11 protein-coding genes and 1 tRNA gene are annotated in these 10,009 nt (G+C 64.9%); 4 read left to right on the top strand and 8 right to left on the bottom strand.

Annotated elements, in window-relative coordinates:
- Positions 1–3 precede the first annotated feature (3 nt).
- Together cysS and rlmB are read left to right on the top strand one after the other, a co-directional pair.
- Positions 4–1,398 carry a cysteine--tRNA ligase gene (gene cysS, locus JMN37_RS06895; protein WP_252931450.1) on the top strand — a complete coding sequence of 465 codons (1,395 nt, stop codon included), beginning with the start codon at positions 4–6 and terminating at the stop codon, positions 1,396–1,398.
- Positions 1,398–2,336: a 23S rRNA (guanosine(2251)-2'-O)-methyltransferase RlmB gene (gene rlmB / locus JMN37_RS06900; RefSeq protein ID WP_070478108.1), complete on the top strand. Its 939-nt coding sequence runs from the start codon at positions 1,398–1,400 to the stop codon at positions 2,334–2,336. Before cysS ends, rlmB begins: the two co-directional genes overlap by 1 nt.
- Here the strand turns inward: rlmB and JMN37_RS06905 are convergent.
- From JMN37_RS06905 to thrE, 8 genes are read right to left on the bottom strand one after another with little or no spacing between them, the layout of a single operon-like run.
- On the bottom strand, positions 2,318–3,130 hold the full coding sequence (locus JMN37_RS06905; protein ID WP_252931451.1) for a metal ABC transporter permease: 813 nt from the start codon (positions 3,128–3,130) through the stop codon (positions 2,318–2,320). The genes rlmB and JMN37_RS06905 overlap by 19 nt on opposite strands.
- Positions 3,131–3,811, bottom strand: a complete 681-nt coding sequence (locus JMN37_RS06910) for a metal ABC transporter ATP-binding protein (RefSeq protein WP_252931452.1) — start codon at positions 3,809–3,811, stop codon at positions 3,131–3,133.
- On the bottom strand, positions 3,811–4,689 hold the full coding sequence (locus JMN37_RS06915) for a metal ABC transporter solute-binding protein, Zn/Mn family (RefSeq protein ID WP_252931453.1): 879 nt from the start codon (positions 4,687–4,689) through the stop codon (positions 3,811–3,813). Before JMN37_RS06915 ends, JMN37_RS06910 begins: the two co-directional genes overlap by 1 nt.
- A gap of 33 nt (positions 4,690–4,722) precedes the next feature.
- On the bottom strand, positions 4,723–5,406 hold the full coding sequence (locus JMN37_RS06920; protein WP_252931454.1) for a trehalose-phosphatase: 684 nt from the start codon (positions 5,404–5,406) through the stop codon (positions 4,723–4,725).
- Entirely contained in the window at positions 5,403–5,807 is a 405-nt protein-coding gene (locus JMN37_RS06925) for a hypothetical protein (protein WP_252931455.1), read from the bottom strand. Before JMN37_RS06925 ends, JMN37_RS06920 begins: the two co-directional genes overlap by 4 nt.
- A complete protein-coding gene (locus tag JMN37_RS06930) occupies positions 5,804–7,087 on the bottom strand; it encodes an alpha,alpha-trehalose-phosphate synthase (UDP-forming) (RefSeq protein WP_071573141.1) in 1,284 nt (427 codons plus the stop codon). Before JMN37_RS06930 ends, JMN37_RS06925 begins: the two co-directional genes overlap by 4 nt.
- Before the next feature lie 2 nt (positions 7,088–7,089).
- Positions 7,090–7,452: a hypothetical protein gene (locus JMN37_RS06935; RefSeq protein WP_070361929.1), complete on the bottom strand. Its 363-nt coding sequence runs from the start codon at positions 7,450–7,452 to the stop codon at positions 7,090–7,092.
- Positions 7,453–7,507: 55 nt separating this feature from the next.
- Positions 7,508–8,971, bottom strand: a complete 1,464-nt coding sequence (gene thrE, locus JMN37_RS06940; RefSeq protein WP_252931456.1) for a threonine/serine exporter ThrE — start codon at positions 8,969–8,971, stop codon at positions 7,508–7,510.
- A 45-nt stretch (positions 8,972–9,016) separates the two neighbouring features.
- On the opposite strand from thrE, the gene JMN37_RS06945 reads away from it, so the two are divergent.
- Together JMN37_RS06945 and JMN37_RS06950 are read left to right on the top strand one after the other, a co-directional pair.
- Entirely contained in the window at positions 9,017–9,766 is a 750-nt protein-coding gene (locus tag JMN37_RS06945) for a Rossmann-like domain-containing protein (protein WP_252931457.1), read from the top strand.
- Positions 9,745–9,817 (top strand) — tRNA-Thr (locus JMN37_RS06950). The genes JMN37_RS06945 and JMN37_RS06950 overlap by 22 nt, the downstream gene beginning before the upstream one ends.
- The last annotated feature ends 192 nt before the right edge of the window (positions 9,818–10,009 follow it).

Genomic DNA, 10,009 nt, shown 5'->3' on the forward strand with positions numbered 1-10,009 from the left:
GCCGTGACTGCCGAGACCCAACAGATTTTTGACACCGCGACGCGCACGCTGCGTCCATTCCGCCCGCTGCGTGAGGGCCACGTTTCCATCTACTTGTGCGGGGCCACGCCACAGTCCGCCCCGCATATCGGGCACTTGCGCTCGGGGGTGGCGTTCGACATTGTGCGCCGCTGGTTCGCGGCCAAGGGCTACGACGTCGCGTTCGTGCGCAACGTCACCGACATCGATGACAAGATCTTGAACAAGGCCGCCGAGCATGATCGTCCCTGGTGGGAGTGGGTCAGCACCTACGAGCGCGAGTTCACCCGCGCCTACAACACCCTCGGCGTGCTGCCGCCGTCCGTCGAGCCACGCGCCACGGGCCACGTCACCCAGATGGTCGACTACATGCAGCGGCTTATCGACGCCGGCTTCGCCTACGCCTCCGAGGGCTCCGTCTACTTCGACGTGGCCGCCTGGACGAAGGCAAGCGACGACTATGGTTCCCTGTCCGGCAACCGTGTCGAGGAGATGAACCAGGGCGAGAGTGACGTGCACGGCAAGCGCGGCAGCCACGACTTTGCACTGTGGAAGGCCGCCAAGCCCGGCGAGCCGAGCTGGCCGACCCCGTGGGGCGACGGCCGCCCCGGTTGGCACCTGGAGTGCTCCGCCATGTCCACGTGGTACCTGGGCGCCGAGTTCGATATCCACGGTGGCGGCCTGGACCTGCAGTTCCCGCACCACGAGAACGAGCAGGCGCAGTCCCACGCCGCGGGTGATGGCTTCGCCCAGTACTGGATGCACAACCACTGGGTGACCATGGCGGGCGAGAAGATGTCGAAGTCGCTGGGTAACGTGCTGAGCATCGACAACATGCTGGACGCCGTGCGCCCGGTGGAGCTGCGCTACTACCTGGGCTCCGCGCACTATCGCAGCGTGCTGGAGTATTCGCCGGAGGCGCTGCAGGAGGCCGCGGCGGGCTACCGCCGCATCGAGGACTTCGTGCACCGCGCCGGCACGCCCGAGCCGACCACCTGGACCGAAGGCTTCGCCCAGGCGCTAGACGACGACTTCTCCGTGCCCCGCGCGCTCGCCGAAATCCACAACGTGGTCCGCGAAGGCAACAAGGCGCTCGCCGCGCACGACACCGCCAAGGCGGGCGAGTTGGCTGCTCAGGTACGTGCGATGGCCGCGGTGTTGGGTGTGGACCCCGGTGTGTGGGACGATGGGGCGTCGAAAAATAATGGAGTAACCGAGGCACTTGATGTGTTGGTTGGTGCCGAGCTTGAGCGCCGGGCCGCCGCGCGTGCCGAGAAGGACTGGGCCGCGGCCGATGCCGTGCGTGACCGCCTTGCCGCCGCAGGCATTGAGGTCACCGACACCGCCGACGGCGCGCAGTGGCAACTGAAGGAGAACTAATGGCCAAGCCATACCACCGCCCCGATAAGCAGAAGAAGAACAAGAAGACCGCCACGAAGGGCTCTGGTGGGCAGCGCCGCCGCGGGCTGCGCGGCAAGGGCGCGACCCCGAAGGCCGAGGACCGCGTCTACCACGCGGCGCACAAGCGCAAGCTGGAGCGCAAGCGCCGCGACCAGGGCCGCCACGAGCGCGAACTGCCGGACATGGTTGTTGGCCGCAACCCCGTCGTGGAGTGTCTGCATGCCAAGGTGCCAGCCGAGGCGCTGTTCGTGGCACGCGGCACCGGGCACGACGACCGCCTCAGCGAGGCCGTCACCCTGGCGAACTCCCGCAACATCCCGGTGCAGGAGGTGGACCGCCACGACCTGGACATGATGACCGGCAACGGCATGCACCAGGGTATCGGGCTGAAGATCCAGCCGTACAAGTACGCGGACGTCTTCGACCTGGTCGCCGGTGTGGCGGACCGCGGGGAGACCGGCATGTTCGTCATCCTGGACAACATCACCGACCCGCGTAATCTCGGCGCGGTGATCCGCTCGACGGCCGCGTTTGGCGGCCACGGCGTGATCATCCCGGAGCGCCGCTCCGCGCAGGTGACGGGCGTGGCGTGGCGTACCTCGGCGGGCACGGCGGCTCGCCTGCCTGTCGCGCGGGTGACCAACGTGACCCGTACAGTCAAGCAGTTCAAGGACAACGGCTACATGGTCGTGGGCCTCGACGCGGGCGGCGAGCACACCCTGGACACCTTCGAGGGCGCCACCGACCCGGTAGTCATCGTCGTCGGCTCGGAGGGCAAGGGCATCTCCAGACTCGTCCGGGAGAACTGCGACGTGATCATGTCCATCCCGACGACCGACTGGGTAGAGTCCCTGAACGCCTCCGTCGCGGCGGGCGTGGTGCTCAGCGAGTTCGCACGTCAGCGCCGCGTGAAGTAGCCCACCGCCCGGCACACGAGGTAGATGGCGAAGGACACAAACGCCACCATCACGCTCACCGGCAGGCCGGGCGCCAGCGAGAGCAGCATGCCGCCCACGGCGGCGAGCTCCGCGAAGAGCACCGACCACGCCACCGCCGCCGCGGGCCGCGCCGTAATGGCCACCGCGGACGCGCCGGGCGTGATCAGCAGCGCCATCACCAGCAGCACGCCCACGATCTGCACGGTCTGGGCGGCCGCCATGCCGAGCAGGATGGCGAACAGCGTGGCCAGCACCTTCACGCGTACCCCGCTCGCGGCCGCCATCTCCGGGTCTACAGAGGCGAACAGCAGCGGGCGCCACAGCACCATCACGGCCACCACAACCAGTAGCGTGGTGGCCGTCAGCACCCCAAGGTTTTCCTTGCTCACCCCGACGATCTGGCCCGTCAGCAGCGCCATCGCGGTGGTGGAGTTACCGGGGTAGAGGTGGATGCACAGCACGGAAATGCCCATGCCGAAGCTCATCACCACGCCCACGGATGAGTCAGTGTCGCTGCGAAGCCCCAAAAGGACGAGCACGATCGCCGCCACAATCGAGCCGACGACGGCCCCCAAGCTGAGGTTCAGGCCCGTCACGAGCGCAACCGCGGCACCCATCAACGCCAACTCAGAAGTAGCGTGCACCGCGAATGACATTTTCCGCATCACGATCAGCGGCGCGATCACACCCGAGAGCACGCCCAGCATCGCGCAGGCAATCAGCGCAACGATCACGAAATCGAACCCGAGCAGGTACTGCGTTTGCTCCAGCATTTACAGGATCACCGTCTTCCCACCCACACGCACGACCTCCACCGGAGCGCCGTACAGCTCGCTGAGCACCTCGGAGCGCAGCACCTCGTCGGCACTGCCGACCACGTGCCCGTTCGGCCCCAGGTAGAGCACCTTGTCCACGATGTCGATCACCGGGTCGATGGAGTGCGTCACCATCACCACCGCGACCTTCGCGGCGTGCAGCCGGGACACGAAGTCGCGCTGCCGTGCCACGTCCAGGGAGAGCAGGGGCTCGTCGGCAAGGATGAGGTCGGGCTGCTTCGCAAAGGCCTGCGCCTGTCGCACCAGCTGCTGCTGGCCGCCCGACAGGGTGCCCACGCGGGCGTCGGCAAGGTGCAGCGCCCCCACGCTGTCCAGCAGCGTATCGACGTCCCCCTTCCTCGGCCGACGCAGCGGACGGTGCTCAAGCGAGAGCGACACCAGGTCGCGCACCCGCACCGGCAGCTCCGGCGGGAACATGCGCTGCTGTGGGATGAACCCGATGTTCTTCGGCGCCGAAATCGTGCCTGAGCTGAGTTTCCGCGTGCCCAGGATCGTGCCGAGCAGCGTGGACTTGCCGCTGCCGTTCGGGCCCAGCACAGCGACAAATTCCCCCGCGGCGACATCAAGGTTGATGTCGTGCCACAGGGGATCACAAGAGGCGTTGGTCAGGTGCAGCATTAGAGCTCGTCAAGCGCCTCGGCAAAGTAGTCGAAGAAGTTCTCGCCGTTCGGCGGGGTCTCGTAAATGTCGACGACCTTCACGTTGTTGGCCTTCGCCACCTCAACCAGCTTGTCGGAGACACCGTTCGGGCTCTGCGGGTTGTTAATCAGGATGTCGATTTCTTCGGACTCGAGTGCAGCGATGAACTCCGCGAGCGCCGCCGAGGACGGCTCCGAGTGGTTCAGCGTTGCGTGCCGGAAGGACTCCGGAGTGACGTCCTCGAGCGCGGACTCCTCGATGATCGCGTCCGCGATTGGGTGCGTCTGCGCCACGCGCGCCGCCTTGAGGCTGTCCAGCTTCGTCTGCAGCTGCTCAAGCTTCCCGTCGAGCGCGTCCGTGCTGCCATCAGTGCGCTGCGCGAGGTCCGCGCCCACCTTCGCGATCGCCGCGGTGGAGTACCAGATGTGCTCGTTCTCCTCGTGGGCGTGGTCATGGTCGTGGTCGTCATGGCCATGCTCGCCGTGCTCGTGATCGTGGTCGTGCTCGTGCGCTTCCGTCAGCGGCAGTGCGGAGACCACGTTCGCGTCTTCCGCCGCGCCGTAGATGCGGGCGTCGTACGCGCCACCGTTAGCCACCACGAGCACCGCCTTCGCCACCTGCGCCAGGTCGGCGGCCGTCGGCTCGTAGTCGTGGGGGTCCACCGAGGTATTCGAGATGATCGCGGGGACGTTCTGGCCCGTCACCAGGCTCGCGACGTCCGCCCACACCTGCGTCGTGGCCACGATCTGGCCGTCGGCGGCATCAGCTGCGGTGTCGCCGGTGCTGTCAGTGCTGCTGCAGGCGCTCAGTGCGAGCGTCGATGCAGCAAGGATGCCAATGAAGCGTCGTGAAAACATGGCCGCCATTGTACGTGGTATTGAAAATGAATATCAACAACGAGCGTCGGCGAGCGCCTTCAGGAAGGTCGCCATCTCGTCCACGCCTGCAACGTCGACCCCTACCTTGATCCCCACATCCGCAGGCCCCAGCACCGCAAGCGCTGTGTCGTCCGTGACGTCATCGCCAGCGAACAGCGTCGCAGCAAACCGCTGCTTGTGCGCCCGCAGCCACGAACCCTTCGACACGTCCACCGCGGAAAACTCCACCACGTTATTGCCCGGCGTGACAGGGCGAGGCGTTTGAATCCGCAGCGCCTCCGCCAGCATGCGCTCGCGCTCCGCCGCGTCCCCCACCGGCGCGACGTGCAGCACCCGCTGGTACGGCTTGACCTCCACGTACGCAGGCGGAACCGCGATCGCCTCCAGCTGCTTTTCGATTGCGTCCAAATACTCGACGTCCTCCGGCGTAAGTTCCGGGCCAGGCTCCGCGCCGTGCGAACCCACCAACACCACCGGGTTCCGCAGCGGGAACACCCTGCGCAGACCCTCCAGGTGACGGCCGGACAGCATCGCCACCTCCGTATTCGGGGCGTGTGCCAGGCGCTCAATCGCCTCCAGCGCCACCGGGTGCGGTTTCACCGCATAAGGGTCCGGGTTCAGCTCGCTGATCGTGCCATCGAAGTCGAGGCAGACAAGGAGCGAAGGGGCCGTCGATAAGTAGGCGATGGAACTCACAGCATCATCACCCGCATGCTCGGTTCGTTCACGTCGTCACCGTCGAGCGTGAGCACCTTCTCGGTGTCACTGACATTGTTGATTCGGAACGTGGCCTCCGGCACCACCAGCGACGCCAGTTGATCGTGCGTGTAGCGCGCCGCCCCCTCGCAGCCCGCCGTGTCGGCGAAAGAAATCTCGTTGACCGTCAGCGTGTCTTCAGTGACCGTGACGTCGCCTTCAACCTTGCCGCATCCCGTCGAGCCCGTCAGCTTCGAACCGTCGATGCTCACATTCGCCCGATCCGGCACATCCCCCGGCGTGTCCGGAGCCGTGTACACCGCAACGACCTGCCACACCGGCGGCGCCGGCGAACACGCCGCCATCCCCAGTGCTGCACCTGCAACAACCAGCCGTTTCATCGCGCAACCTCCTGCAAAAACTCCGCGGCCCACCGGTGCACATCGTGCCCCAACACGCGCGCATACATCCGCCGCATCCGCTCCGGATCCGGGTCAAGTGCCTCCCGCATCGCCCGAAGTATCGACGCCCCCTCGAACGGATTACACAAATACGCATCGTGCAGCTCCACGGCCGCGCCGGCGAACTCGGACAGCACCAACGCGCCGTCCCCGTCCGGGTGGCAGGCCACGTACTCCTTTGCCACCAGGTTCATGCCGTCCTTAAACGGCGTCACCAACATCACGTCCGCAGCCGCATAGAACGTGCCCAGCTCCTGCTTGGACACACCGCGATGCATGTAGTGGATCACAGGGCGACCCACCGAGCCGAAGCGGCCGTTAATCCTGCCCACGGCCTCTTCGACCTGGCGGCGGGTCTTGCGGTAGTGCTCGATACGCTCGCGCGACGGGGTAGCAAGCTGGATCAGGGTGGCGTCGACACCTTCCTCGAGCAGCTGCTCAAACGCGAGCAAACGCTGCAGGATGCCCTTCGTGTAATCCATGCGGTCCACCCCCAGCATCAGCGCCGCAGGATTCCCTACCGACGCCCGCAGCTTCGCCACCGCCTCCGGCGAGCCAACCTGCACCGCCGCCGGGTCAATCGAGATCGGGAACGTGCCACTGCGCGGGCTGTTGTTATCGTCGCCGACGAGCGCGCGGAAGTTGCGCTCATCCGCCTCGCGCTGAAACCCCACCAGGTCACAGCCGTTGAGTCCACCGATGAGTTCCTCACGCCACGGGAGCTGGCGGAACAGGTCGGGGGAGGGGAACGGAATATGCAGGAAGAACCCGATGGTCAGGTCGGGGCGCATCTCGCGCAGCAGGCCCGGCACCAGCTGCAACTGGTAGTCCTGCACCCACACCGTCGCGCCCTGCGCCGCCACCTCGGCGGTCGCGCGCGCGAAGCGGACGTTAACGTCACGGTAGCGCTGCCACCACTGCTCGTTGTACTGCGGGGCCACGATCAAGTCATGGTAAAGCGGCCATAACGTCGAGTTGGAGAAACCTTCGTAGAACTCCTCGTAGTCCTGGGCGTCCAACGTCACCGGGTGCAGGTCAATGCCATCAAAGCGAAACGGCGCGACCGGTTCATCCACCGCGCCGGACCACCCCACCCAGCAACCGGCGCGTGCCCGCAACACGGGTGCGAGCGCAGCCACGAGCCCGCCGGGTGACGCCTTCCACCCGCCCTCGACACGGTCGACGGGCAGGCGGTTAGCCACCACTACGAACTCATTCACAACTACGACTTCTTCTTTACAGTCTTCTTTTTGGTGGCCTTTTTCTTTGTTGCTTTCTTCTTGGTGGCCTTTTTCTTCGTGGCCTTCTTCTTAGAAGCCTTCTTCTTGGTGGCTTTCTTCTTCGTAGCCTTCTTCTTGGTCGCCTTCTTCGGCTCTTCCTCTTCCTCAGCGCCCAGGACTTCCTCCGCGTACTTCTTGTACACGAAGCCCTGCGGCTCGACGCCGAGCATGGACATCAAGGTCACGCCATCAAAAAAGTCCTCGGCGTAGGTAGCAACAATCCTGCGAGCACCAGATGCTGTCTGCTCCTCAACGGCGTGGAGCGCCTCAGGCGAGGGGCGAGAGTCGGTGATCTTGGGTGGCACTACGGGTTCCTCCTTGTATGACGCGCATTACTAGCACAACGATTCTACGCCAATATTAGTGACGAAGCCCGCCTGGGGGCCTCCGTCGGCGGATCTGCTGGAACGTGAAGCGCCCGGCCCGCTTGAAAGCCTCGTACGGAATGTAGTGCTGCGGGGCACGCAGACGGCGCGCCACCCACTCGCCAAACACCACACCGCCAGCCAGCGCCATACAGGTGCCGACCGCCATGAACAGGTTGGTCAGGCCCACCACGATCTGCTCGTTCATCATGGCGTACATCCCGCGATACACACCAGAGCCAGGCAGGAACGGGGTCACACCAGCCACCGCGGTGATCACCGGGTTGATCAGGAAACGGCGGGCAATCAAACCACCCGCAAGGCCGACGACGAACGCCAACGCCGCCGTCGCCATCAGGGCGCCGGAGCCGATTGGGATCAAAAACAGGTAATACATACTCGAACCGGCGGCGGCCGTAAACGCCGCCACCACCACCGCGGGGCGCTCCGCGAAGCACGTCACCGCGAATGACGCCGACGCCAACGTACTCCCCGCAATACGCGCCGCCGCACCACTAAACGTTGGGGTCCCCAGCATTGTCTCCAGCGGAGGCAAGCCCAGGCCCATGAGCTCCCACGTGTTCAACCCAATCGCGACACCAGCCACGATGCCGCCGGTAAAGAGCAGTGTCTGGAAGAATCGCGCCGAGGCCGTCACCGGCGAGCCCGTCACCCCGTCAAGCAGCGACTGCACCAAGGTCAGACCCGCCAACAGGACCACGATGCCCACCGCGATCACTTGGCTGGGCACAATCGTCTTGCCGATCATCGGCGCGACCTCGTAGAACAGCGCCGCCGGGATCGTCGTCAAGAAGCCGCCGATGGCGCAGTGGAAGAAGTAAGGCAGGGAGTTGCGGGACAAAATCTTGTTAAATCCCATGATGAGAAACGCTGTGAGCCCGCCAATCGCGGACATGAACAGGTCCCCGCCCAGCAAAATCGCGACGGCCGCGCCCATCACCAGCCAACCCGCCAGGTAGCGCGTGTTGCGCCACGGGATAGGGGAGTTATCAATATCGTCGAGGATTTTCTCCGCAAGCTCCGGTGGCGTGGCGCCCGAACGAATCGAGCGGATCAGCCGGTCCGCCTCCTGCAGCTTGTGGTAGTTCTCGCTCATCATCGTGACCACGCGGAACACGTTGACCGGGGTACGCTTATGCACCCCAATAATCGTGTTAATCATGATCGTGTTCACCGTGATGTCCACATGGCAGTAGTGCAGACCATACGACGAGGTCACCGTGTGAATCTGCGCAATCGCATCCGAAGACGTCGTGCCATTCGCGATCAGGATCTCCCCAATGCGCGCAGCAATATTCATAACCCCGGCTACCTGCGCGGTATCCGTCAGATCAATCGGGGCAAGCACGGACGGCGGCGGCGACGTTCGCGCCGCGTCAATCGTCGCCACGTGCTGGCGTGACCCGCGGACAAACTCCCACAGCGAATTCAAGTTCACGTATTCGACCCTAGCAAGCCACCCCGACACGCCTAGAATGGCCACATGACCTGGCAACTCTACGAGCAACTTATCGACGCCACCCCGACCACCATCACCGTCACCGACTTCGGCATCGCACCCCACTGGGCCTGGCTCCGCACCTCCGACGGCCACGTCGGCATCGCCGCCGTCTACCCCGGCGACGGCCGCCCCGTCCTCTCCGAGTCCCCAATCGGACGCCCTCTTATCGACGCCGCCTCCATGGTCACATCGTGGAACTTCGCCGAAGCCGGCGTCGGCCTCGCCGCCATCAATGCTTGGGTGAACCGCGACGCATCCCACTTCGCCGAAGCTCCGGACGCATTCGTCGCCTACGCCTCCCACTACGCCGGCAAGCGCGTTGGCGTCGTCGGGCACTTCCCAGGCCTGGAGCGCACCCTCCGCGACGTCGCCGACCTCTACGTCTTCGAGCGAGTCCAACGTCCCGGCGACTACCCCGACTCCGCCTTCGAATACCTCGCCCAAGACCTGGACGCAGTCTTCATCACCGCCTCCGCCCTCGTGAACAAAACGATGCCCCGCCTCTTGGAGCTCTCCGCCGGGTTAGACACCATCATCGTCGGCCCATCGACCCCGATGAGCTCCATCCTCTTCGACGCCGGAGCCACCACCCTATCCGGGTTCATCCCTACCGATCCGACGGGGCTCGTCGGGACGCTGAAGGGCATCGGTGGAGGTAGGAAGTGGGATTTCGGTAAACGAGTGAACGTTAGTGTAGACTCTTCAGCGCTGCTAGAGTGGCGCAATTGGTAGCGCAACGCACTTGTAATGCGTAGGTTGCGAGTTCAAGTCTCGTCTCTAGCTCTGCACAGCACCCCCTGCCTGAGATAACGGGTAGGGGGTGTTTGCGTTGGGGTGCCTGACTATTTGGGTTAAGGGTCAAAATGTGTGTCTGGCTCGGCGTGTCGCGGGGGTTAGATTTGGCCTTTTTGAATGCCGATTGAGTGGGTGTAGTCGGTGTCGATAGCGTTGTCGTAGAGGGCTGGGCGTCCTGTT

The organism is Corynebacterium lipophilum (genome assembly GCF_024102595.1).
GTDB classification, from domain to species: Bacteria; Actinomycetota; Actinomycetes; order Mycobacteriales; family Mycobacteriaceae; genus Corynebacterium; species Corynebacterium pseudogenitalium.